At 53.6% G+C, this 23,509-nt stretch carries 18 protein-coding genes and 1 pseudogene; 5 read left to right on the forward strand and 14 right to left on the reverse strand.

Annotated elements, in window-relative coordinates:
• Positions 1 to 240 precede the first annotated feature (240 nt).
• Positions 241 to 1,401: pseudogene (locus VRZ32_RS04105) on the forward strand (IS3 family transposase).
• A gap of 13 nt (positions 1,402 to 1,414) precedes the next feature.
• On the opposite strand, the gene VRZ32_RS04110 reads toward VRZ32_RS04105, so the two are convergent.
• A complete protein-coding gene (locus VRZ32_RS04110) occupies positions 1,415 to 1,633 on the reverse strand; it encodes a hypothetical protein (protein ID WP_414524426.1) in 219 nt (72 codons plus the stop codon).
• 169 nt (positions 1,634 to 1,802) lie between these two features.
• Here VRZ32_RS04110 and VRZ32_RS04115 point away from each other — a divergent pair, with 169 nt between their 5' ends.
• Positions 1,803 to 2,264 carry a YaiI/YqxD family protein gene (locus tag VRZ32_RS04115; RefSeq protein WP_414525037.1) on the forward strand — a complete coding sequence of 154 codons (462 nt, stop codon included), beginning with the start codon at positions 1,803 to 1,805 and terminating at the stop codon, positions 2,262 to 2,264.
• Between the two features lie 42 nt (positions 2,265 to 2,306).
• Here the strand turns inward: VRZ32_RS04115 and VRZ32_RS04120 are convergent, their stop codons facing one another.
• From VRZ32_RS04120 to VRZ32_RS04145, 6 genes are read right to left on the reverse strand one after another with little or no spacing between them, the layout of a single operon-like run.
• Positions 2,307 to 4,943, reverse strand: a complete 2,637-nt coding sequence (locus tag VRZ32_RS04120; protein WP_414524427.1) for a YDG domain-containing protein — start codon at positions 4,941 to 4,943, stop codon at positions 2,307 to 2,309.
• An 8-nt stretch (positions 4,944 to 4,951) separates the two neighbouring features.
• Positions 4,952 to 5,755: a YDG domain-containing protein gene (locus VRZ32_RS04125; RefSeq protein WP_414524428.1), complete on the reverse strand. Its 804-nt coding sequence runs from the start codon at positions 5,753 to 5,755 to the stop codon at positions 4,952 to 4,954.
• Positions 5,718 to 6,017: a YDG domain-containing protein gene (locus tag VRZ32_RS04130; RefSeq protein WP_414524429.1), complete on the reverse strand. Its 300-nt coding sequence runs from the start codon at positions 6,015 to 6,017 to the stop codon at positions 5,718 to 5,720. The genes VRZ32_RS04125 and VRZ32_RS04130 overlap by 38 nt, the downstream gene beginning before the upstream one ends.
• A complete protein-coding gene (locus tag VRZ32_RS04135) occupies positions 5,996 to 6,193 on the reverse strand; it encodes a hypothetical protein (protein WP_414524430.1) in 198 nt (65 codons plus the stop codon). The genes VRZ32_RS04130 and VRZ32_RS04135 overlap by 22 nt, the downstream gene beginning before the upstream one ends.
• A 3-nt stretch (positions 6,194 to 6,196) precedes the next feature.
• On the reverse strand, positions 6,197 to 6,652 hold the full coding sequence (locus tag VRZ32_RS04140) for an MBG domain-containing protein (RefSeq protein ID WP_414524431.1): 456 nt from the start codon (positions 6,650 to 6,652) through the stop codon (positions 6,197 to 6,199).
• On the reverse strand, positions 6,555 to 10,787 hold the full coding sequence (locus tag VRZ32_RS04145) for a beta strand repeat-containing protein (RefSeq protein WP_414524432.1): 4,233 nt from the start codon (positions 10,785 to 10,787) through the stop codon (positions 6,555 to 6,557). The genes VRZ32_RS04140 and VRZ32_RS04145 overlap by 98 nt, the downstream gene beginning before the upstream one ends.
• A gap of 498 nt (positions 10,788 to 11,285) precedes the next feature.
• Here VRZ32_RS04145 and VRZ32_RS04150 point away from each other — a divergent pair, with 498 nt between their 5' ends.
• Complete coding sequence (locus VRZ32_RS04150) at positions 11,286 to 13,037, forward strand: DEAD/DEAH box helicase (protein WP_414524433.1); 1,752 nt, start codon at positions 11,286 to 11,288, stop codon at positions 13,035 to 13,037.
• A complete protein-coding gene (locus tag VRZ32_RS04155; RefSeq protein ID WP_414525038.1) occupies positions 13,037 to 13,486 on the forward strand; it encodes a YaiI/YqxD family protein in 450 nt (149 codons plus the stop codon). The genes VRZ32_RS04150 and VRZ32_RS04155 overlap by 1 nt, the downstream gene beginning before the upstream one ends.
• Positions 13,487 to 13,528: 42 nt before the next feature.
• Here the strand turns inward: VRZ32_RS04155 and VRZ32_RS04160 are convergent, their stop codons facing one another.
• Together VRZ32_RS04160 and VRZ32_RS04165 are read right to left on the reverse strand one after the other, a co-directional pair.
• Positions 13,529 to 13,813 (reverse strand): hypothetical protein, encoded by a 285-nt coding sequence (locus VRZ32_RS04160; protein WP_414524434.1) that lies wholly within the window; start codon positions 13,811 to 13,813, stop codon positions 13,529 to 13,531.
• Positions 13,814 to 14,494: 681 nt separating this feature from the next.
• Complete coding sequence (locus tag VRZ32_RS04165; RefSeq protein WP_414524435.1) at positions 14,495 to 15,178, reverse strand: hypothetical protein; 684 nt, start codon at positions 15,176 to 15,178, stop codon at positions 14,495 to 14,497.
• Positions 15,179 to 15,936: 758 nt separating this feature from the next.
• Between VRZ32_RS04165 and VRZ32_RS04170 the strand changes: the two genes are divergently transcribed.
• Positions 15,937 to 18,330: a secretin N-terminal domain-containing protein gene (locus VRZ32_RS04170; RefSeq protein ID WP_414524436.1), complete on the forward strand. Its 2,394-nt coding sequence runs from the start codon at positions 15,937 to 15,939 to the stop codon at positions 18,328 to 18,330.
• A 246-nt stretch (positions 18,331 to 18,576) separates the two neighbouring features.
• On the opposite strand, the gene VRZ32_RS04175 is transcribed toward VRZ32_RS04170, so the two are convergent.
• The 5 genes from VRZ32_RS04175 to sctV all read right to left on the reverse strand — a co-directional run bounded on the left by VRZ32_RS04175 (position 18,577) and on the right by sctV (position 23,496).
• Positions 18,577 to 18,891 carry a hypothetical protein gene (locus VRZ32_RS04175; RefSeq protein ID WP_414524437.1) on the reverse strand — a complete coding sequence of 105 codons (315 nt, stop codon included), beginning with the start codon at positions 18,889 to 18,891 and terminating at the stop codon, positions 18,577 to 18,579.
• A 52-nt stretch (positions 18,892 to 18,943) separates the two neighbouring features.
• Positions 18,944 to 19,558 carry a hypothetical protein gene (locus tag VRZ32_RS04180; RefSeq protein WP_414524438.1) on the reverse strand — a complete coding sequence of 205 codons (615 nt, stop codon included), beginning with the start codon at positions 19,556 to 19,558 and terminating at the stop codon, positions 18,944 to 18,946.
• Positions 19,559 to 19,719: 161 nt separating this feature from the next.
• The gene (locus tag VRZ32_RS04185; protein WP_414524439.1) at positions 19,720 to 20,169 is read right to left on the reverse strand and encodes a hypothetical protein; all 450 of its coding nucleotides are present in this window, start codon (positions 20,167 to 20,169) and stop codon (positions 19,720 to 19,722) included.
• Positions 20,156 to 21,367, reverse strand: coding sequence for a MotA/TolQ/ExbB proton channel family protein (locus tag VRZ32_RS04190; protein ID WP_414524440.1), 1,212 nt, complete (start codon positions 21,365 to 21,367; stop codon positions 20,156 to 20,158). The genes VRZ32_RS04185 and VRZ32_RS04190 overlap by 14 nt, the downstream gene beginning before the upstream one ends.
• The gene (gene sctV / locus VRZ32_RS04195; RefSeq protein WP_414524441.1) at positions 21,364 to 23,496 is read right to left on the reverse strand and encodes a type III secretion system export apparatus subunit SctV; all 2,133 of its coding nucleotides are present in this window, start codon (positions 23,494 to 23,496) and stop codon (positions 21,364 to 21,366) included. The genes VRZ32_RS04190 and sctV overlap by 4 nt, the downstream gene beginning before the upstream one ends.
• Between the last annotated feature and the right edge of the window lie 13 nt (positions 23,497 to 23,509).

The raw sequence follows: 23,509 nt of genomic DNA on the forward strand, positions 1-23,509 counted from the left end.
TGCAGGACACATTCCCCTTCTCTCCCTAACTGCTCTTCCTGCTTGCACCTCTAATAAAGCGATAGCAAAACAAGAACAAATCAAATGCAATGAATTTCTCCCAACCTCTTGAACTGAGGGCATTATGCCTTCACTGCCGCTATCAGTTTTTTCATATCTCCAATGCCTCGCTCACCTGGTCTTCCCCTGAAAAGTGATCCTTCTTGAAGTATGGCTATTGAGCCGAGGAAGTATATTGAAATGGCAGGGAAAAGAGACAAGGCAGAAGAGATCGTCACGAAGCTGCGTCAGGTTGACGTGCTGAATGCGCAGGGAAAATCGATGGCGGAGGCGATCCGGTCGATAGGCGTGACGGAAGTTACATACTACCGGTGGCGGTCTGAATACGGCGGTTTGAAGGGCGACCAGGTCAAGCGGCTGAAAGAACTGGAAGCAGAGAATACCCGGCTCCGGCGTGCGGTTTCCGATCTCATGCTGGACAAGATGATTTTGGCGGAGGCCGCCAAGGGAAACTTCTAAGCCCCGCCCGCCGCCGCGCCTGCGTGGATCATGTCATCGAGGAACTGGGCGTGCCCGAGAGACGGGCCTGCCGGGTTCTCGGGCAGCATCGTTCGATGCAGCGCAAGATCGCCAAGACCCCGGATGATGAAGCGGAATTGACCGCCGACATCACGGCGCTCGCTTTCCAGTATGGCCGCTATGGCTATCGCCGCATCACTGCCGATGCTGCACCAGGCTGGCTGGATCGTGAACGTCAAGCGGGTCGAACGCATCTGGCGGCGGGAGGGGCTGAAGGTGCCGCACAGGCAACCCAAACGCGGTCGGCTGTGGTTGAACGACAGCTCGTGTGTCCGGCTTCGACCGGAATGCCCCAATCATGTCTGGTCCTACGACTTCGTCGAGGATCGCACACACAATGGCAGGAAAATCCGCATGCTCAATGTTATCGACGAGTTCACCCGCGAATGCATTGCCATCAGGGTTGAGAGAAAGCTGAAGGCCGTCGATGTCATCGACGTGCTTTCCGACCTGTTCATCCTGCGCGGCGTCCCGGCGCATATTCGTTCTGACAACGGCCCGGAGTTCATCGCCAAGGCATTACGGGAGTGGATCGCGGCGGTGGGAGCCAGGACGGCCTACATCATGCCGGGCAGTCCGTGGGAAAACGGCTATTGCGAGAGCTTCAATTCGAAGCTCCGAGACGAACTGCTCAACGGTGAAATCTTCTACACGCTCAAGCAGGAAAAGATCATCATCGAAAACTGGCGACGTCACTATAACACCGTGCGGCCCCACTCATCGCTGGGCTACAAGCCACCATCCCCCGAAACGACCACTTGGCCTCGCCAGAACGGAACGGCTTCAACACCAGCGGTGGCCAGCAGGCCAAGCATGCACTAATATTCCAACCGGATCACCCCATGGGGGAAGACCCAAAGCATATATCAAGATTAGGCGTTGCGGCAGCGGGCACCGCGTAAGCCGCCACCCCCAATGCCGCCGTGGACTTCAACAATCTGGTGGTGCGGACTGGCAGAATGAAGCCATCACGCTTTGGCGCAAACAGCTCTGGTCCGCGCTCACCCACCAGATAGGCGCCACCTGCCGCACCAAGCGGCCCGCCGCCTGTCAACTGGTGGACAGATTACGCTCGACACCACTTCCGAGATCAGGCTGCTATTGCCGCTTTGCTAGGGTTGTTATCCGGCAAGCACAACTTCGGAATGTCAGAACACAAAACGCAAGAAGCGTAATGGCACTGAGATAATCCCACAGGAAGCGCCTCAACCGGAAACAGACTTCTGCAAACGGTGATCCATATTCTCGTTGATGCTGATGCCTGCCCTGTGAAGGAAGAGATCTACAAGGTCGCCTTCCGTCACCAGGTGCCGGTGACGATCGTGAGCAATAGTCCCATGCGCATCCCTGCGCATGGGCTGGTTAACAGCGTCGTTGTCAGTGCCGACTTTGATGCGGCTGATAACTGGATCGCCGAGCGCGCGGGCACCAATATGGTTTGCATCACAGCTGATATTCTACTTGCCGACCGCTGCTTGAAGGCCGGCGCGGTCACCATCGCGCCCAATGGCAAACTTTTCACCAACAACTCCATTGGCGGAGCGGTTGCAATGAGAGCGCTTATGGCTGATCTGCGTGCTAATGGTGATGCAATCGGCGGCCCTCCTCCTTTCAGCAAGAGCGATCGCTCACGCTTCCTCTCGGCGCTTGACCAGGCGCTTGTCCATCTGCGGCGCAAGGCATAGGACCGCACTTGCAAGCTCCCATGCCTGATCGATCATCAGGTATCAATGTCTGGACGTTGTTGCAGCCGATCCGCCTTCTGCCACGACTTCACAGACAGAAACCATTGGATATAACGCATTCCCCTTATCAGCCACCATTCCCCCGCTAGGGCTGGAACACCTGTAAGCGATAGATTTACCCAACGTGACGATTCCTGTTCCGCCATCATTATTATCTGCATCGTCTGGCGCGAGCAGGCTCGGGTCAACCCACACATAAACCACCTGATCCGTGTTATGCGTTGATTGTACATGGGCACGTTGGGCACGCTCCGTAGCCACGGCCACTTCAGCCGGCCTCTTCTCGCTTGTGCTTTCCTTTGTGCCTGTACCGCCCTTATTCTCGCTATCCTTGCCGCCCTCTTCTGCTTTGGCAACGATTGCCAACGTACCACCAGACGTAAGGCGAAGATCATAATTGCCGCCAGCAGAAAGATTCCCCAGCGTGATGAAACGATTGCCTGGGGCGTCACTGCCCTCAAAGGATAATCCTCCGCTCAGCAAGGAAACACCATCATCACCCTTCCAGCCAGAGGGCGTAAAGGCGATCTCGTAGTCTGACTGCCCCACTATCCGCGTCTGCCCCGCAACAGGAGAAACAGCTAACGTTGCCTTGATAATCTCACCCGAAGTGCGGAAATCAAACGAACTCATCGTGTAGTTGCTGGCAGCAGCACCATGCAAAACATAGCGCCCGGAAATGGTGGTAGCTTCTGCGACATTCGCGCTGTTGTATCTGGTGTCAGTGAGATCCAGTACGACCCTCCCAAAATCAGAGGCCAGAACGCCATCCAGCGCGCCATCCGACAGCTTCGCAGCCAACACCGTGCCGTCATACTCCCGCTCGGTCACAACCTGCCCAGGGCTCAGGATATTCAACTGCTTGGGCGTAATGGTCGCTATCGCACTGAAGGCGCTGTCGGACAACATATAGTTTCCGGCACTCGCACCGCTCAAGCTGTAGGTACCATTCACCTTAATGCCAGCAGCGGCATTGGCGCTGGCATAGGCAGCTGTCAACGAAACTGCAACATCATCCGCTCCAATAACACCTGCCCCCACCGTACCATTGCTGGTCACGAGGATCTTTGTGCTGCCATCATAGATCCGGCTTGTCTGCACCGTCCCACCTGTCACCGTCAAGATGGCGGGCGTAATGGTGAGGTTGGTGCCAGTATAGCTAATCGTATAATTGCTACCTGCCGCCAGCGAACCCTTGTTGATCGCATAGACACCGACATTCTCACCCCCCTCACGAGCCAAAGAGCCCGTAATGGCAGAAGCCGTATCACCGCTGACAAGACCGGAATAAGTATAGCTCAGCGCTGGATCAGCATTACCATAGACCTTTGATTGGGCGCTCGCTGTAATCGTCAGCGTGACAGGTGTGATGTTACCCGCAGCGCTGAAGACGCTGGAAGCAAGCTGATAGTTCCCAGCAGAAGCACCACCCAGCACATAGGTGCCTGTGATCGTGTTCGCCGTTGCGACATCCTGGCTGTTATAGGCCGTGCCCGTCAGGCCAAGCGTTACACTATCGCCGCCGATAACGCCCGCACCCAGCACACCATCCGTCAGCTTCGCTGCAGCTGTCGTGCCGTCATATACGCGGCTCGTTGTCACCGTCCCCGCTGTCGCGATCGTCAACGTGACAGGGGTGATGCTGCCAGCAACACTAAAGGCGCTGGAAGCCAGCTGATAGTTCCCGGCCGAAGCGCCACCCAGCACATAGGTGCCCGTGATCGTGTTCGCCGTTGCAACGTCCTTGCTGTTATAGGCCGCACCCGTCAGGCCAAGTGTCACACTATCGCCGCCGATGACACCCGCACCCAGCACGCCATCCGTCAGCTTCGCTGCAGCTGTCGTGCCGTCATATACGCGGCTTGTTGTAACCGTTCCTTGCGTCGCGATCGTCAAAGTGACAGGCGTGATGTTGCCCGCAGCGCTGAAGGCGCTGGAAGCAAGCTGGTAGTTCCCAGCCGAGGCTCCACCCAGCACATAGGTGCCCGTGATCGTGTTCGCCGTTGCGACATCCTGGCTGTTATAAGCCGTACCCGTCAGGCCAAGCGTTACACTATCGCCGCCCAACACACCGCCCAGCACGCCATCCGTCAGCTTTGCTGCGGCCGTCGTGCCGTCATATACACGGCTCGTTGTCACCGTCCCCGCTGTCGCAATCGTCAACGTCGCTTTGGTGATGTTGCCCGCAACACTGAAGGCGCTGGAAGCAAGCTGATAGTTCCCAGCAGAAGCACCACCCAGCACATAGGTGCCTGTGATCGTGTTCGCCGTTGCGACATCCTTGCTGTTATAGGCTGTGCCCGTCAGGCCAAGCGTTACACTATCGCCGCCGATCACACCGCCCAACATACCGTCCGTCAGCTTCGCCGCAGCTGTCGTGCCGTCATATACACGGCTTGTTGTCACCGTCCCGGCTGTCGCAATCGTCAACGTGACAGGCGTGATGTTGCCCGCAACGCTGAAGGCGCTGGAAGCAAGCTGGTAGTTCCCGGCAGAAGCGCCACCCAGCACATAGGTGCCTGTGATCGTGTTCGCCGTTGCGACATCCTTGCTGTTATAGGCCGTACCCGTCAGGCCAAGCGTCACACTATCGCCGCCGATGACGCCCGCACCCAGCACGCCGTCCGTCAGCTTCGCTGCAGCTGTCGTGCCGTCATCACACGGCTCGTTGTCACCGTCCCGGCTGTCGCGATCGTCAGCGTGACAGGCGTGATGTTGCCCACAACGCTGAAGGCGCTGGAAGCAAGCTGATAGTTCCCGGCCGAAGCGCCACCCAGCACATAGGTGCCTGTGATCGTGTTCGCCGTTGCGACGTCCTTGCTGTTATAGGCCGTACCTGTCAGGCCAAGCGTTACACTATCGCCGCCCAACACACCGCCCAGCACGCCGTCCGTCAGCTTCGCTGCAGCTGTCGTGCCGTCATACACACGGCTTGTTGTCACCGTCCCCGCTGTCGCAATCGTCAACGTCGCTTTCGTGATGTTGCCCGCAACACTAAAGGCGCTGGAAGCCAACTGGTAGTTCCCGGCAGAAGCGCCCCCCAGCACATAGGTGCCCGTGATCGTGTTCGCCGTTGCGACATCCTTGCTGTTATAGGCCGTACCCGTCAGGCCAAGCGTTACACTATCGCCGCCGATAACGCCCGCACCCAGCACGCCATCCGCCAGCTTTGCTGCAACTGTCGTGCCGTCATACTCACGGCTTGTTGTCACCGTTCCTTGCGTCGCAATCGTCAACGTCGCTTTGGTGATGTTGCCGGCAACGCTGAAAGCGCTGGAGGCCAACTGGTAGTTCCCGGCCGAAGCGCCACCCAGCACATAGGTGCCCGTGATCGTGTTCGCCGTTGCGACATCCTTGCTGTTATAGGCTGTACCCGTCAGGCCAAGCGTCACACTATCGCCGCCGATCAGCACCCGCACCCAGCACGCCATCCGTCAGCTTCGCTGCAGCTGTCGCTGCCGCCATATACGCTGTGCTCGTTGTCACCGTTCCTTGCGTCGCGATCGTCAGCGTCGCTGAGGCGTGATGTTGCCGGCAACACGCCGAAGGCGCTGGAGTGCCAGTGAGCTGGTAGTTCCCGGCAGAAGCGCCACCCAGCACATAGGTGCCCGTGATCGTGTTCGCCGTTGCGACGTCCTTGCTGTTATAGGCCGTACCCGTCAGGCCAAGCGTCACACTATCGCCGCCCAACACACCGCCAGCACGCCATCCGTCAGCTTCGCCGCAGCTGTCGTGCCGTCATATACACGGCTTGTTCCGCACCGTCCGCTGTTGATATTGTCAGCGTTGCTTTTGCTATAGCTAAGTGCGCCACTAGCATAAACAATGTTGTAGTTACTCGACGCCAGGCTGCCGCTGAATATGATCAACCGCTAGCGCCGTGTTGCAGTTGTTGATAAGAGCGTGCCATGAGGATCTGCAGTTTCGCTGCCAGCAAAACCACTGTAGGTCACACCATTACCACCACTCCATGCCGTGGCGTCATAGACTTTGCTGGCATCGTTCGCTGTAACCGTCAGCGTTGCTTTCGTGATAACTAAGGTGCCACTAGCATAAACGATGTTATAGTTACTCGATGTCAGACCGCCCGCTGTAATAGTATAACTGCCAGCGTTCTTGGCACCCTGGGAGGTGCCGCCATAAGTAAGCGTGCCACCCAGCACTGCTGCAGTTTCGCTGCCAACGAAACCACTGTAGGTCACACCATTACCTCCAGCCCATGCCGTGGCGTCATAGACTTTGCTGGCATCGTTCGCTGTAACCGTCAGCGTTGCTTTCGTGACAGTCAGGTTTGACGTGTAAATATAACGATAAGTATTCTTGCTCACGCACCACCTGTGAATTAAGGCCTGTTACTTCAGCAATATACGAACCAACATTCAATCCCGTGACATTAATTGATGGCGTAGCGCCAAAAGATGACGCTGTACCATAAGCCGTGTCACCGGAGATATGCGCCCCCTGACCGTAGATTGTTGAGCCTGGCGTGCCACCAATCCATGTGCCTGATGAGTTGCCATAGGCGGTCGTTGCACCATTATTGGCCTGAATGCGGATAACCTTTGAAAGCGCATAGAGCTCTGGCAGATAACCATCACCGGGTGGAGCCCAGATGTTCTCGAAATCCCACCCTGTTGCGGCATTCATGAAATAGGTCGTGTTTTTGAACTGCGCCAGGGTCAGACCTGTTGCGCCAGCGGAACTGCCGCTACCAATGCCTGTAGCAACAGCATCAAGATTCCAGAAGCTGGAGGTGATCGTGCCAGCACTATTTTCACCAACAAGGCCGCCGACAAGACTAGCGCCTGTTACTACACCTGTCGCATAGGAATTTGTAATCGTTCCCGTTAGAATACCAGCAAGGCCACCTGTTTTAGCGCCGGTATTATTTACATTACCTGTAGAATATGAATTTGAAATCGATCCACTATTCCAGCCAACAAGGCCGCCAACACCATCACCTGCTCCAGAGATGGATGCAGCAGAATAGCTTGTTGATAGGGATCCCTCTACTGTATTCCCACCAGTAATGCCACCAACACTAACAGTGCCCTTTATCGCGCCCGACACGATAATCCCGCTCACGGCTCCGCGGTTTTTGCCTGCAAGGCCACCGGCATCACTAGCGCCCGTAATGTTAACATTTCTCAGCTCAACATTCTTGATAGTGCTGCCAATAGCTGTTTCGCCAAACAAGCCTACTGAAGTTAAACCAGGTCTATTAATTGTCAGACCATTGATTACATGGCCTGGGCCAACAAAAGTGCCCTGGAATGTATTGGCACTTGTTCCTATTGGCGAAAAACCATAGAGGTTGGCGGCAGACTTAGTTGTTGTCGTGCGCCACATGCTGGAATTATTGGCCAGCGCCCCTGTCAGATCGATATCGTTCGCGAGGATGTAAGTCTTACCGCTACTTGTTGCGCCTTCGTGCATCTTGATAAGTTGCAGTTGGTTAGGAGTGCGGATCGTGAAAGCATTCGCTACAAGACTACCTGGTTTATTATAGGTCTTGCCAAGCTCTGTAAGTTCCGCGCGCAGGAAAGGACGGGTTTCCCCAGGAACTATGTACCAGATAGAGGTAAAATTAAAACCCGCATAAGTCGCTTGCGTGAAAGCGTTTTTAGAACCGGTACTCGAATATATACCAGTTGCGCCCGAGGTAGCACCATCGCCAATACTGACCGTCTGGCCTGTTGTATCAACATCCCAGAAGCTGGAGGTCATAGTGCCGCTATTGCGAATCCCTGTCAGACCACCCGTGCTGCCAGAAGGGCCTGACACCGCACCTGTCGCATATGAGTATTCAATAGCTGCAGAAATCCTCCCGACTAATCCACCCGCAGCAGCAAAGCCATCAACAGAGCCGGTGGCATATGAATACCGAATCGTGCTGCTATTGCTTTCTCCAATTAGGCCACCAGCATAGCTACCCTGAACATTCCCTGTAGCATATGAATAAGCTACCGCCGTGCCGCTGAGATTGCTTTGCCCGATTAAGCCGCCAGCTCCCATACCCTGACCAGTAACATTACCCGTCGCATATGAATAGTAAACATTACCTGTCTTGTTATACCCAATCAATCCACCAACTTTAAGCTGGCCTGAAACATTACCGGTAGCAAATGATCTAATGATACCAGTATCACTCTGGCCAACCAATCCACCAATATTTCCCCCTGAACCATTAACATCGCCTGTTGCGTATGAATTATCGATGGAACCTATCGCATACCCAATTAAGCCACCAACGTTAGTACCGCCAGACACGTCGAGGGTAGCATACGTATTCACAATGTTGCCACTGCTATATCCTACTAGCCCACCAACGTAAGAATAGCCGCCTATGATGCTTCCTCCCTCAAGCCCAACATTCTTAATCCCCCCGCCGCCACCCCGCTTACCAAATAACCCAATATAAGACTGGAGCGGCCGATTGATGGTCAAGCCACTGACCGTGTAACCTTGACCATTGAATGAACCTGTAAATTCGGAAGTATTATTTCCAATCGGTGAGAATCCGGCCCCACCATACCAATAGACTGTGCTGCCTGCATCAATATTTGCCGCCAGCTTGTAATACCTATTCCGTATAGTCGCCATACCTTGCAGGCCATACACATCCGTAATGGCATAAGCATTAGCATCATCTGCACCAGTGCCTCCTGTTACACGTATGAATGTAACCGTCGGGGCAGCAGCGTCATCATATGATACAGATTCTCCACCTGCTATGCGGAAGTCTCTGGCCGAAAACGCAGGGAGCGTTGCACTGTTCTGCACCCACGCGCCTGTCTCAAGGAAGAACGTGCCAACGTTGATCGTCCCACCCGCACCCGTCGTAATTGTCGGGGCTGCCTCCGTGCCACTTGCTGCTTTCAGCGTCAGCCCGCCGTTCACCGCTGTAATCGCAGCGTTGATCGCGATGGTGTTCGCGGCATTCAGCGTCAATGTTGTTGCAGCATTCCACGTGATCGCTGCATTGACGATGATGTTACCAAGTTGCGCGCCACCCGATCCCGTCGTCACAACCGTATTCGCGCTCGCCAGCAGGCCCGTCAGCGTATCAACACCCAGCGTACTGTTGTCGGCCACGGGCGTGACGCTACCGCCGGAACCTGCCACAATCGTCAGATTATATGGATCAAGCAACAACGTTCCAGCGCCGGCCTGCCCCAGCAGATTCGCCGTGCCGTTAAACGCCAGCGTCGCCTTGCCCGAGACCTCCGCATCACCCCCCAGCCCTGTAACACTTGTCGCGCTCACATGCCCTGCGAAATCCGTATGCAGATCAGACCACAGAACGATCTTGCCGCCATTACCTTCGGATGCATCGGCAGTAATCACCGCACCCTTGGCAACCGTTAGCAGCTTGGCAGTGCTGACTTTCTCACTGACGTAATTCGCCGCCGTATTGGCCCCGCCCTGATAATCACCACCAATCAGCGCAATACCGCCTTTGGCCCCAGACACATCAACCCGTGCCGCATCGGTCAGTGTGATGTTATCGCCCGCGACAATAACCGTGCCACCATCACCCTTTAAATCATCGGGACGCGCAGGGGGAAGCACACCATGCGCGTCCAATGAAGCTGCAATCTGCACAGTTTGTGCAGCTATACGAATTTCACCGCCCTTGCGGCCCCTGTTCGAAGAAGAAGCAGCTTTGGTTGCCGACACACGTTGAGTGACCGTCACCGCGCCAGTATCGCCTGCCGTCAGAAATACTCTACCGCCCTGCTTTGAAGTGCCCGTGGCTGCGATAACGCCGTGTCTATTGCCCGCCAGCGCATAAACGTTACCGCCATTGGCCCGCAGCTCCACTTCTGCAGCCTTGATATTGCCGGTGTTCTTGACGCTGGTTGTCGCTCCACCCGCCTTGACGACAAACCGCCCACCATCAAGCGAACGATCCTGCACCAGCACCTCGGTGCCTGCCACCAGAGCGGCGGTGCCATTGGGGGCCTCGATATCACCTTCATTCTCGACGGTTCGCCCCATCAGCACAACGCTGCCGCCTAATGCACCAATGCGGCCTGCATTTCTGACAGCGGCACCGCTTGTGCCCTTGAAGGTATGCGCCTCACCACGGGCAGCTTTCTGGAAATCATCATCGGAAATATCGAGCGTTGAACCGATGAAAGAACCGCCGGTTTCAATACGCCCTGTTGGCCCAACCGCAATACCGGCGGGGTTGATCAGATAGACTGAGCCTGTCGCTGTGAGGGAGCCATCGATTTGAGAAGCGATATTGCCGCGCACACGATTGAGCGTAGAGCCCACGCCGTTATCGAAGTGCACGCTGTTTGGCTGGCCGATCGAAAACTGATCCCAGGAGATGATTGCGGTTGGTGACGCCTGTCTAACGGCAAGGCTGGAGCCATTTTGGGTGACATCGGCTTGTCCATTGACGATCTGCGCGCCAGAAGGCAGGCCTTGCGCACAAGCAACCGCTGATGACATCAGAAGACTTACGCCAGCAACACTCGTAAGGAGAAAGCGCTTTTTGTTTCTGTTCACACAAGAAAAGCAGGTCAAGGACGCACTCCCACAACAGAACAAACAAACAGCACTAAGCCACCCGTTAAATTTACATCGAAAAGTCTAGCTCACATAATAAGAATGTCAATTTTTGCCTTGGCTCCCATAATAATCAACCTGCGATGAAAGGAGCGGTCCAACTTTGGGCAAGACGGCAAAAAGAGCGCCAGGCCAAAAGCCCCGCCAATACAACGCAAGCTGTAACCCTAATGCGTTATTTAACCAGCATCCATTTTGTCGATGCTCCACCACATCGCTCGATCCATGCAAGCAAATTCGCTTGAGCATCATCAAACTTCAAATCATATGTTTCCTGCTGGTCTATTGCGCCATTGTTGGGACACACCTATCGTGCAAAAAAGTGGGCGATAGAGCCTAACTGCCGCTGATTTGATTCGCGGAACGTATAAGCAAGAGAGAATGACTTTCAATAAACTCCCCGCGCTTCTGTCCGAAGCGCTAGTGACGCGCGGCTACACTGCGCCTACTCCCGTACAGGCAGCTGTGCTCGAAGCCGAAGCCAAAGGGCGCGATCTCATCGTTTCCGCACAAACCGGCTCTGGCAAGACTGTGGCCTTCGGACTCGCCATGGCAGATGATCTGTTGGACGAGAAGGGTATGGCACGCCCGGCCAAAACCCCCTTAGCCCTCGTTATCGCTCCAACGCGCGAGCTTGCGCTGCAGGTAAGCCGCGAGCTGGATTGGCTCTATAGTGATGCCGGTGCGCGGGTCGTGACATGTGTGGGCGGCATGAATCCCTCACTCGAACGGCGAGCGCTGGCACGTGGCGCACAGATCGTCGTCGGCACGCCAGGCCGCTTGCGTGATCATCTTGAGCGCGGCGCTTTGGACCTTCACAGTCTGGCCACTGTCGTGCTGGATGAAGCGGACGAAATGCTTGATATGGGCTTCCGCGAGGACCTGACAGAGCTGCTCGACGCAACGCCGCAAGATCGCCGCACGTTGCTGTTCTCAGCGACGATGCCAAAGCCAATCATCGCACTGGCACGCCGCTACCAGCGCGATGCGCTGCGCATCTCAACAGTGGAGGAGAATCGCGGACATGGCGACATCAGCTATCAGGCCATGGCCATCGCACCCTCCGATATCGAACATGCGGTCGTCAATCTGCTGCGTTTTCATGAGGCGGAAACCGCCATACTGTTCTGTGCGACACGAGACAACGTACGGCATTTACACGCCAGTCTGACCGAGCGTGGCTTCGCGGCGGTGGCGCTCTCCGGCGAGCATAGCCAGAATGAGCGAAACCACGCACTTCAGGCACTGCGTGACCGACGCGCCCGCGTTTGCGTCGCAACCGATGTTGCCGCGCGTGGGATCGACCTGCCCAGCCTGTCGCTCGTTATCCATGTCGAGATACCGCGCGATGCAGAGATCTTGCAGCATCGTTCGGGGCGTACGGGCCGGGCCGGCAAAAAGGGTACCGCAATCCTGCTTGTGCCCTATACGCGTCGTCGTCGTGTGGAGGCCATGCTGCGTGGCGCCCGCATTGCAGCGGAATGGGTCGCTCCACCTTCTGCTGAAGAAATTCGCCATACCGATAACGAAAGGCTACTCACCCGACTGCTCGCGCCGATCGAAATCGACGATACAGATCGCGCACTCGCCAGCCGGCTACTGGCAGAACGCAGCGCCGAGGAGATCGCCGCCGCGCTTGTGCACATTCACCGAGCTGCCCTGCCCGAGCCAGAGGAACTCCTGGCGGAGAACAACGCACCCAGCCCACGCGCCTCACGCTCGGATTTTGAGGGTGGTGCCTGGTTCCGGTTGAATATTGGCCGCAAGCATAATGCAGATCCGCGGTGGCTACTGCCATTGCTTTGCCGGCGTGGTAATGTCACCCGGGGTGAAATCGGCGCAATCCGCATCTCAGAGAATGAGACCGTTTTCGAGGTACAGCAGGCTGTCGCGACTCGTTTCCTGGCGAAATTCCGCCGGAAAGTCGACGAGGATGAAGGAGTCGAAATCACTCCCGTTGATGGGCAGCCGAATACCACCCACCGGCATAAACGCAGCAAGCCGGATAATGGCAACTCGCGACCACCACGGCCACCTCGCCAGCAGAAAACGCGCAACGCTGGTCCGAAAAGCGCTCCGCCTGGGCAGGATAACAAACCTGGCAACCGCAAGAAACCGAGCCGAAAACGGTGATCCATATTCTCGTTGATGCTGATGCCTGCCCTGTGAAGGAAGAGATCTACAAGGTCGCCTTCCGTCACCAGGTGCCGGTGACGATCGTGAGCAATAGTCCCATGCGCATCCCTGCGCATGGGCTGGTTAACAGCGTCGTTGTCAGTGCCGACTTTGATGCGGCTGATAACTGGATCGCCGAGCGCGCGGGCACCAATATGGTTTGCATCACAGCTGATATTCTACTTGCCGACCGCTGCTTGAAGGCCGGCGCGGTCACCATCGCGCCCAATGGCAAACTTTTCACCAACAACTCCATTGGCGGAGCGGTTGCAATGAGAGCGCTTATGGCTGATCTGCGTGCTAATGGTGATGCAATCGGCGGCCCTCCTCCTTTCAGCAAGAGCGATCGCTCACGCTTCCTCTCGGCGCTTGACCAGGCGCTTGTCCATCTGCGGCGCAAGGCATAGGACCGCACTTGCAAGCTCCCATGCCTGATCGATCATCAGGTATCAATGTCTGGACGTTGTTGCAGCCGATCCGCTCTCTGCCACGGCTTCACAGACAGAAACCATTGGATATAACGCATTCCCCTTATCAGCCACCATTCCCCCGCTAGGGCTGGAACACCTGTAAGCGATAGATTTACCCAGCGCGACGATTCCTGTTCCGCCATCATTATTATCCGCATCGTCTGGCGCTAGCAGGCTCGGGTCAACCCACACATAAACCACCTGATCCGTGTTATGCGTTGATTGTACATGGGCACGTTGGGCACGCTCCGTAGCCACGGCCACTTCAGCCGGCCTCTTCTCGCTTGTGCTTTCCTTTGTGCCTGTACCGCCCTTATTCTCGCTATCCTTGCCGCCCTCTTCTGCTTTGGCAACGATTTGCCAGAGGCGTCACTGCCCTCAAAGGACAACCCTCCGCTCAGCAAGGAAACACCATCATCACCCTTCCAGCCAGAGGGCGTAAAGGCGATCTCGTAGTCTGACTGCCCCACTATCCGCGTCTGCCCCGCAACAGGAGAAACAGCTAACGTTGCCTTGATAATCTCACCCGAAGTGCGGAAATCAAACGAACTCAACGTGTACAAGCAACGGCTGATGACATCAGAATACCTACACCAGCAAGCTGGTCAGAAGTAACCCTTTCCTGCTTCCACTAACGCAAGACAAGTGAATCAGCCGAGCACCTCTCGCAAGTAGTTTAACCGCATATAAATAGCGCTGAGTTTGCACAGAAAGCATAATTAAGAACACAAAATATCAAATTTTGATATTTGAGAGCTGAACATGCGAACATTGTTTTATGCTCAATCTCAGTATGCATAATACTGCACGTCTCTCGTCGCGCACTCAGAAAAAATTTAGTTATGCATTGAAGCTGCTTGCACTTCTACTTGCCGATTAAAACTGCGACAGTCCCATCGAAACTACCGGCCCAGACAATAAATAAGCTTGGTAAGAGCGTTTTTATCAGCGCCCGAAATTCAGAATTATCAGAAGGCGTTGCGCGGCTCGCAGTTCATCTCGAAAAGCAGCATCCACACGCGCAGTCCGTGCCGCAACAGCAAGATGGGTTTGAGCCAATCGCTTATCACCACTCTTCAGAAAACACAGGCCTATAATGCAATGCGCACGCGGATGACGACCACCCCGTTTAATATAATCTAACGCAAGCGTGAGCGCGGCATCACTCCGCTCCAGCCGCATAGCACAGATTGCAAGACCTAACAGGGCGTCATTTCGCGCCTCATCCCAATCCAGTAAAGCGCAAAGCAACGTAATCGCGCCATTAATCTCACCCGATGCAACAAGCGATGCTGCCTGCAGCTGAAGCGCCAACATGCAATGCGGATCGCCTTCCGCATCACCGCCTTCATCTTGCTCAGTCGTGGCCACAGATGTGGTGTGGAGATTTTGGGTAAACTCTGATGTTATCAGCGACAGCAGACTCTCGGCATGACTGTCCTGCAATGCAAATGCAACGCGAAAAGCCCCTTCCCCAGCTTGTGCCTGTTCAAGGACCCGCGCATGCGCTTCTGAAAGCCTTTCACGCATATCCTCCAAATTAGCAGAGGAAGCCCTCCCAAAAGATTTGCCTGTAGCTTCCGGAAGAACCAGCAAAGCTTCACCCAAGACTGGAGAATTCGACGACATCACTTAGCTCCCACATCCACAGGAGCGCCCGTATTTATCAGGCACCAACAGGATCCTGCATAACAACATGGCCATGATAGCGCAAACACTCAACACTGGTCCATTACAAGTCCAAGCCAAGTTAACGTGATTAGCGATCAACACCTGTGCTATACGGCACACAGCGCCAACAAGAACAGGCTACATCCAGCATTCACCTCCATATGATTGAGAATGAGGGGCTGCCCATAAAATACAAAGATACAACATGCTATTCAATAAATATCCATAAATTAACACTATAAAATGCCATCATTTGTTAGTGAACACAAATCTCAGAACTGCGCATTCACTTAAACTATTAAAATTTCTGACAAATTGATAAACCGTACAAGCGCATCAATTACAAAATTGGTTAAATTTTGTGCAGCCCATTCCGCCGGAACCATCAAGAGCGTTAGCCAAGCCCTTATATGTCAGTTTATGAACAGTTAATTTCCAATTAAATACACGCAGTCCGCTTAACACATTACTTAAATTTAAGATACTATATCATAATAAAATATCATTTTATCAATTTTATAGTGAATAAAATTATTTTCTTTGATATTGTCATCTCTAAAAATTATATTATATATAATAAAAATTTGTAATTCCTTCCGGATATAAGCGCGTGCCCTTCGAATCCCTTGTGGTATATTCCTGTCGTTGTTCGAGCTTCGAACGAACAGGTATGATTTATGCGTTGCTATTCAATAGCCCAACTGCGTCGGAGAAGGATGTCAAATAATGCACTTGCTAATGCAGTAACGAGCGCATTTAGCAAATCTCTAATGCTTGTGTTCGCACTGATTGCCATGGTCGCTCTTGCTTCGTGCGGGGCGCTTGATGGTGATTCGTGCACAGTGTCGCCGTCAGGGCAGACAAGCAGCAGGTGCAAAGACGGTTTCTTTTCGGCATCCCGGCAGCGCGCGATACTCTATCGCGGCAACGATACTTCTTTGCTTTATACCGGCGAAGCAATTCCTACAGGTGGCGTTCTTGATACTGCACGTCTAAACGGGCCGCCACCAAAGGTCGTGCCCTTCGTTGGCTATGTTAATAACTCCCGTATCGATTATTCTCCCACGCCTGAAAACATTCAGCGCGATATCATCGATCTGCAGAATGCTGGAGCTCCCGCCTTCGATCCTGAAGCGCGGGTTACAGTTGATCTTAAGCAAGCCTCGATCAATTTCATGCTCAAGCAATTGCTCGGCGGTACGTTGGGCGTCAACTATATCGCTCCAGATGACTTGGGCGGCTCTATCACCTTCCGCACGGAAGAGCCTATTCCCAAGAGTCAGTTAATCTATGTTGTGCGTGATATTCTGGCGCGTAATCGCCTTTCCATGCAATACTTTAACGGAGTTTATCACATCGGCGCACCCGATGTGATTGCTGCGCTTGAGGCGAATGCTGCGCAGGCACAATCAACCGATCTCGTCACCCGTGTTGTCCGGCTCGATAAAAATAACGCCACGAACGTCATTAACATTGCCAGCAAACTATTGCCCGAGAACGTAAGTCTGGTTCAGAGCAACGTCTCGAATACAATTATCGTGCGCGCCCCTAACCACGACATGGACCAGATTGAGCGCACGCTACAGTCCATTTCGCGAGATGGACTTGGCGACGATAATGTGTCTGTGGTGCCCGTCCACAACAGCACGCCTGAGAAATTGGCGGCAAAGCTGATTGCCTTTTATGAAACGCGCATTCCGGCAGGCGGGGATATGCCCACCATTGTACCGCTTGAACGCCAACGTGCACTGCTTGTGGCCGCACGTGATATGCAAGTCATGAATGGCATCAAGCAGTTAGCGCAGTTGATGGATCGCGAGGCTTCGGATGAGCCTACATTGCGTGTTATAGAACTGCGTCATCTGAGCGCTGAGGAAATTGCAAAACCTCTCTCGCAAATCTTTGGTGAGGGCGCAGCAAATGGTGTGACCACACCAACAGCAAGCTCACAAGGCAGCCGCAACAATACGAACGGATCAACAAGCCGCAATAGCCAGTCTGGCCAAGCCAATACAAGGCAAATGCCAACTATTCCGCAGCAGACCCCTCTTGCGGATTCCGACCTTGGTTCTGAGGCCGCACCCAAATTTAATATGGCAGGGCTTGTTGATACAGGCGCGGCTGACAGCGCTGCACAAGCAGATAGGCGCCAGAATGCGGGCAATACAGCTGCCAATGCGCGCAGTCAAAGTGGTGGGCTGCTTGGAGAAGCCGCTTTAGTCGGACAAATCCGCATTGTGCCGGATCCACGTACTAACACGCTGATGGTTTACTCCACTTACGCTGATTTCCAACGCATTCGCGATGTGCTGATGACAATGGATGTACCTCAATCCCAATTGGCGATCGAGGCCATGATTGTTGAGGTTGAGCTCAATGATCAGCTGGAAAGCGGCGTCCAGATGTATTTGCAGGGACCACATGTTGCCATGCGCACTGCAGGTAACACTTTGCCAGCTGGGGGCACCGGCGCTCCTGAAATAACGGAAGGAAATAGAGCATTCATGGCCTTTGGTGGCCAAGTTGGCAATTATCGCATCGAAGCAATCCTATCTTCGCTGCAGGCCGTCACCAAAGTTAAGGTGATCTCGTCACCTTACCTGACTGTACTTGATGGAAAAACCGCCCGTCTTGTGGTGGGTGACCAAATTCCTTATGCTGTTAGCTCACAGACTTCTCAGAGCTCGGGTAATGTCACGGTAACTCAAGAGATCCAGATCAAGGATACAGGTATCATCCTGGATGTGACGCCGCGCATATATTCCAGCAACTCTGTTGCCTTGCGCATTAACCAGTCCGTGAGCACGCCTTCAAGCACAATCCAGAATGGTAATCCGGTAATCGCAACCCGAACCGTAGAATCAAACGTGCTTGGCCAATCAGGCCGCACCATCCTGCTGGGTGGTCTGATTCAAGATCGTTTTGAGAAGAATGAATCATCTGTTCCTGTGCTCGGCAAAACACCGATACTTGGTGATCTATTTACCAGTAAGACTGACCGTGTGCGCCGCGTTGAGCTACTTATTATGCTAACCCCTCGCGTCATCAGGAATACGTCACAGCTTGAGGACATCACCAAGCTGCTACGCTCGAAATTACATGTCCGCTAATGGATCAAATCAGAAAGCAACTACCGCTTTTTGATAAACTCGATACACAGCCCAAGAGATGAGCGCCGCATCTGCATATGATCAAGCAAGCGGCGCTTCTTTGGTTCAGGACCTGATAATTTTCACCAGGGCAACCTGCGTTTAAGCATCAAGGAACCGCGCTATATTTAGAATATTGGCATATTGCATATGAAAAAGGCCGCACTTATGTGCGGCCCGGAAACATTTAAAATTAGCACAGGAGCATCAAGGTCCGAATAACGCCGACAAATTATTCATGCTTCCAGACTCGGCATGCATAGTGGGGCCTTGGTTTAGATATGACAGAAAGCCTGCCATTTGGCCGCTGTTACCACTGGAAAGCGGTTCTGCAAAACTGGCGCTTGCTTCAGCTGTAAGTGTCTGGACTGCGGGTGTAAGGGTTTGAAGCGACGGATTTGCATCAAAGCCATTCGTTCCAGACTGTAATGCCGTGTTCAGCGCCACTGGATTTGGGGCATAAACCGTCGGCACTGAATACGTATCTGCCAGTGAAACTGGATTAAGCGCGACGTTCGACATCAATCCTACTCCTTAACTAAATCTGCTTCTGACCTTCCTTACAAAGCGGTATCTACAAACGTGGAAGGGCAGAGCGAAATCTTTTTTCGACCCATACGACAACACACACGCCGCACAAGCCAATCAATATATTAATAATAGCAGCGATTGGTAAATCTGTCCACAATGAGCGCAGGGAATAAGAAATGCGCTCGTAAAGCGAGTTGTATTGCGAGCTTGCAAAGCTCCCAGGTTGCAATGAATTGCCTCTGGTATTCTTCGCTCCACCGCCCAGAATTTCTGCTAATTCTCCAATAAAAACCCCCTTTGCTGTGGGCCTATCAAGGAGAACGCGGAAGGCATTTACCCATTCGCCTTGACCGTTCTGCTTCAATGCAGAGGGCACTGATATCTCCCGCCAACTTCGTCCTTGATTATGCAATACATTGGCCACATCCTGGTAAAGATCATTAGCGAAGACATACAGGCTTATAGGGTCTGGTCCCTGCCCTTCCCTTAACAGCGCTTGCAGATCATGCGTTGTCATCGGAACCTCACTTGCATTCTGGACAGAAGCCAACGGATTCCCTGATGCGGCCGGAGAAGCTGTAACAACTAATCGATCAGACATAATATCAATGCGGGTACCTGATGCGGACAATCGCCGTTGATAAAGCAGATCAGCCATCGCGCCTGCTCCCAATGGCACGCGCTCAATAGCCTCAGCCCCACTGGAAGCAGATTGAGGATTGAGAGCGGTATCAAGCAAGAGCACAAGCAGCAATAGAAACACTGAAAAAATTGTCGCTGATAAATCAGATAGCGTGCCGAATTCGAACTTCCAACCGATCATGGTAAAGCACCAATCCGCGTTTGAAAGATGCTTGCAGGCCCATGTTGAGCTGCCACAGCCTCAAACAGAAAGGCGCTCTCAAGGCCATTGGCTTCAATTCGCAGAGAGACAGGCTCCGCATTATCGCGGCGTTCACGCAGTGTCCGGGCCAAGTTTTCATCATCGAGAATAGCCCCAACGGGGATCTCATATAGTGCACCATCTCCCAAACCATTTGGCACACTCAATCCTCGTGCGTCTGCAACAATCACGAACGACTCTTCAACTGGTGGCGCAGGCTGAGCTTTTTCGATGTGGTCGGATAATCCATTACCGCTCGCTAGCAGCAAACCAATAATCGGCACAACAATCGCGATTAAACCCAGCAATAGATCCGCAAAAGGATCGAACGAAACCGCGCCTACGGCTTCATCCTCATCATCTTTGCGCGAACTATTCCCCCACACGCTTCACCTCGACAGGTGCTCGCGAAACAGCAGAAACGAGCAGGGCACATTCAGCCAGAAGCTCTGTCTCGGCTTTTTCCAGCAGGTTAATTGCGGTCGAAGCTATCATGCCACCAGCAAGACCCAGGAGTGTCGTCTGGAATTTGATTGCAAGCCCCCCAAGGCTGGCACTGATATCAAGCGCGGCACGTCCTGCCTGGCTTGTGTCGTGTGGCAATTGTGAAAGGGTAATCGATAGCCCGATTACCGTGCCAACAAAGCCCAGTAGTGGCAGCAGCGGTATGAGCCCCTTCATAAATCTGCGAGAGGCATAGTGAAACTCTGTCGCGGCACGAAACGCCGGTAGGTCAGACCGATTATCCATACGACCTGCATCAACGATATTGCGGCACGCAAGAAGTGACCAGCTGCCTGGGTTTTGCGCCAAAGCCAGACCTAGAGCACCTGCCAACGCATCTTGAGAATAAACAGGCGAGGTCCCCGGTTCTGCCTCCTCGCGCAAGCGCTGGCCAAACAGCATGAGCATACGCCTATCACGCAGATACAAACGCCATGCATCCGCAATAAAGGCCACCACTACAAAAAAAAGATACACCAATGCCCGATGAACAATAGTGTCTCCGCGTAATGCATCAATAACGATCCCTCCAACGGATTTGCCGCCATCGCTGAGAGCAAGCCGCATGTCAGGAGTCATCAGTAGAAAAGCTAATAATTGCTCAAACGCCAAGGCCAGGAATCCGCCCAAAGCCAATGCTGCACCAAGAGATTGCGCAGCAGCCGGCGGATGCGCGCGCAATGGTGCACGCCAAGCCAACGTCAATCGCAAATCCGCAAGCTCAGCAAGAACGCGGCTGGCGAAAAGCAGCACTAACGCTGCCGGCCAAATAAAAGTGACATGCTCCAGCGCATTCATAAGTGCCAAGGCGATGGCAAGGCCAACAGCTGCTTGCGGGATTACTCCACCCAATATGCCAAGCGCATTTGGCGCAAGCGCACCCATGACAATGCCAAGCATGGCAAGCCCCGAAAGCGCCCAGAATACTGTACCGCTACCTGGCCCACGTACAGCCAGAAACAGCCCAAACGACACGCCAAGGCAAACCATATAAATGAAAAATTTGCCGTAATCTGAGCTTCGTCCGCCGGCCAATGTCGCACCTTCACCCACGCCCGAAGCTCCTGAAGCCCGGCTCATGCTGCGCCCAATTGTCCTTGCAGCTTGATGCGATCAAGCGGCTGCACGTTCGCACTGGCCGTCAGCTCTTGATAGGACAGTACAGGCATATCGGGGAAATCGCGTTCAATAATCTTGCGTAAAAAGCGGCGAATATCCATCGGCGCCATAATAACCGGTGATGTTGTGTGCTTGCTGACATCACCGATGACACCCTTCATTGTGCTGATCAGCTTCCGGTGGATATCGGGTGAGAGCGCAAGATATGATGCACCATTCGTCTGCCTCACCGCGCCGCGTACGACATCCTCCACCTCTTTGGAAATGAGATAAGCAGGAATGATGCTCTGGCCTGATGAGAATTTCTGCGTGATATAGCGGCTCAATGCGCCGCGCACATGCTCCGTAAGTACAATCGGATCTTTCTCTCGTTGCCCCCAGTTAACGAGCGCCTCAAGAATGGTACGCATATCGCGGATCGATATTTCCTCACCGACAAGACGTTGCATAACATCAGTAATGGTAATGATCGGCAAAAGTCGTGTTGCTTCACGCACCAGCTCGGCAAAGTTTTTCTGCATCTGGTTCATCAGGAACATCGTTTCCTGAATACCAATGAATTCAGAGGCATTTGTTTTTAGAACATGGGCCAGATGATAGGTCATCATGGTCGAAAGCGTCATCATCTGGATGCTGGCGCGTTCCAGTAGAGGTACATGCTTATTGGCTACCCAGAGGCTGGGCGTGCGAGGCAGAAAGTCATCACCACGCTCAACCGGGATGTCAAACATCCGCAGGTTCTCTTCGCTTTCGCGAACCATGACATAACCCGGACGCGCTACACCGCCCGCAATCAGCACCTCATTTACGAGAATGCGATACTCGCCATCACGAAGATTATCATTCAGGCGCAGATTGATACCTGGAAATGGTACGCCGAGATCGAAGTATAGTGCACGACGCACTTTCGCAACTTCGCGATCAAGCTTTTCAGGGCGAATGGAGTGCCGTACACTTGATGCGATATCCACGATCAACGGCACTGTCAGCGCGAAATTAACCACCTCAATAGGTGTATTGTCTTCCTTTTCACCTTCAGCCGGGAAAGACGGCATCTGTCCCGCCTGCGCCAAAGCTGGTGCAAGTGAAGGCATGTCATGTGAAGATGATGACTTGTTACTGGCGCGTTTATTTTTGCGCGTCATGAAAAAGCCTGCAAGGCCCGTAGCACCCGCAAGAAGTGTGAAGACAACTGTCGGAAAGCCTGGAACAATGGCAAAGATGCCAAGAATACCTGCTGTAATCAGCAACGCACGCGGCTCACTACCCAACTGGGAAACGATATCGCTACCAAGGTCCGAATTTTCATCAGACGAAACACGGGTAACAATAAAACCTGCCGTAATCGACACAAACAATGCAGGGATTTGCTGCACCAGGCCGTCACCAATGGTCAGCAGCGAATAGCGAGACATGGCCTCGTTCATCGGCATGCCACGTTGCAACACACCGATACAGATACCACCAATCAGGTTAATCGCAGTGATGATAAGGCCCGCAACCGCATCACCCTTAACGAATTTCATGGCGCCGTCCATGGCACCATAAAGCTGGCTTTCCTTTTCCAGCTTGTTTCGCCGGCGCTTTGCCTCGTCAAGCTCGATCATGCCTGCGCGCATATCAGAGTCGATCGACATCTGCTTGCCTGGCATCGAATCGAGAGAGAAGCGCGCCGAGACTTCAGCAACGCGTTCAGAGCCCTTGGTGATAACCATGAAGTTGACGATGGTGAGGATAAGAAACACCACCAGACCAACAACAAGATTACCGCCAACCACAAATTCACCGAACGCCTCAACGATATGTCCGGCATCGGCCTGGATCAAAATCAGACGCGTTGTACTGATCGACAAAGCCAGACGAAACAGCGTCGTGAGCAGCAATATCGATGGAAATGAGGAAAGCTGAACGACGTCCTTGATATACATCGACGCCATAAGAAGAATGGCGGCAAGCGCAAGGTTCAAACCGATCAGCATGTCGATGAGATCGGTTGGCAGCGGCAAGATCATCATAAAGACGATCGCTACCAACAAGAACGCAAGTACCAAATCACTGCGCTTCGACAATAGCTGCAGAAAACGGGTCATATTAAACGCTGTC

The sequence above is a fragment of the Pseudochelatococcus sp. G4_1912 genome, from assembly GCF_047501465.1.
Lineage (GTDB): Bacteria > Pseudomonadota > Alphaproteobacteria > Rhizobiales > Beijerinckiaceae > Pseudochelatococcus.

Excerpts from the sequence above, each read along its gene's own strand:
- VRZ32_RS04170 (WP_414524436.1), top strand. The coding sequence starts at position 15,937 with ATGTCAAATAATGCACTTGCTAATGCAGTAACGAGCGCATTTAGCAAA.
- sctV (WP_414524441.1), bottom strand. The coding sequence starts at position 23,496 with ATGACCCGTTTTCTGCAGCTATTGTCGAAGCGCAGTGATTTGGTACTT.
- VRZ32_RS04175 (WP_414524437.1), bottom strand. The coding sequence starts at position 18,891 with ATGTCGAACGTCGCGCTTAATCCAGTTTCACTGGCAGATACGTATTCA.
- VRZ32_RS04125 (WP_414524428.1), bottom strand. The coding sequence starts at position 5,755 with ATGGCGTGCTGGGTGCGGGTGCTGATCGGCGGCGATAGTGTGACGCTT.
- VRZ32_RS04190 (WP_414524440.1), bottom strand. The coding sequence starts at position 21,367 with ATGAGCCGGGCTTCAGGAGCTTCGGGCGTGGGTGAAGGTGCGACATTG.
- VRZ32_RS04150 (WP_414524433.1), top strand. The coding sequence starts at position 11,286 with ATGACTTTCAATAAACTCCCCGCGCTTCTGTCCGAAGCGCTAGTGACG.
- VRZ32_RS04180 (WP_414524438.1), bottom strand. The coding sequence starts at position 19,558 with ATGGCTGATCTGCTTTATCAACGGCGATTGTCCGCATCAGGTACCCGC.
- VRZ32_RS04145 (WP_414524432.1), bottom strand. The coding sequence starts at position 10,787 with ATGTCATCAGCGGTTGCTTGTGCGCAAGGCCTGCCTTCTGGCGCGCAG.
- VRZ32_RS04165 (WP_414524435.1), bottom strand. The coding sequence starts at position 15,178 with ATGTCGTCGAATTCTCCAGTCTTGGGTGAAGCTTTGCTGGTTCTTCCG.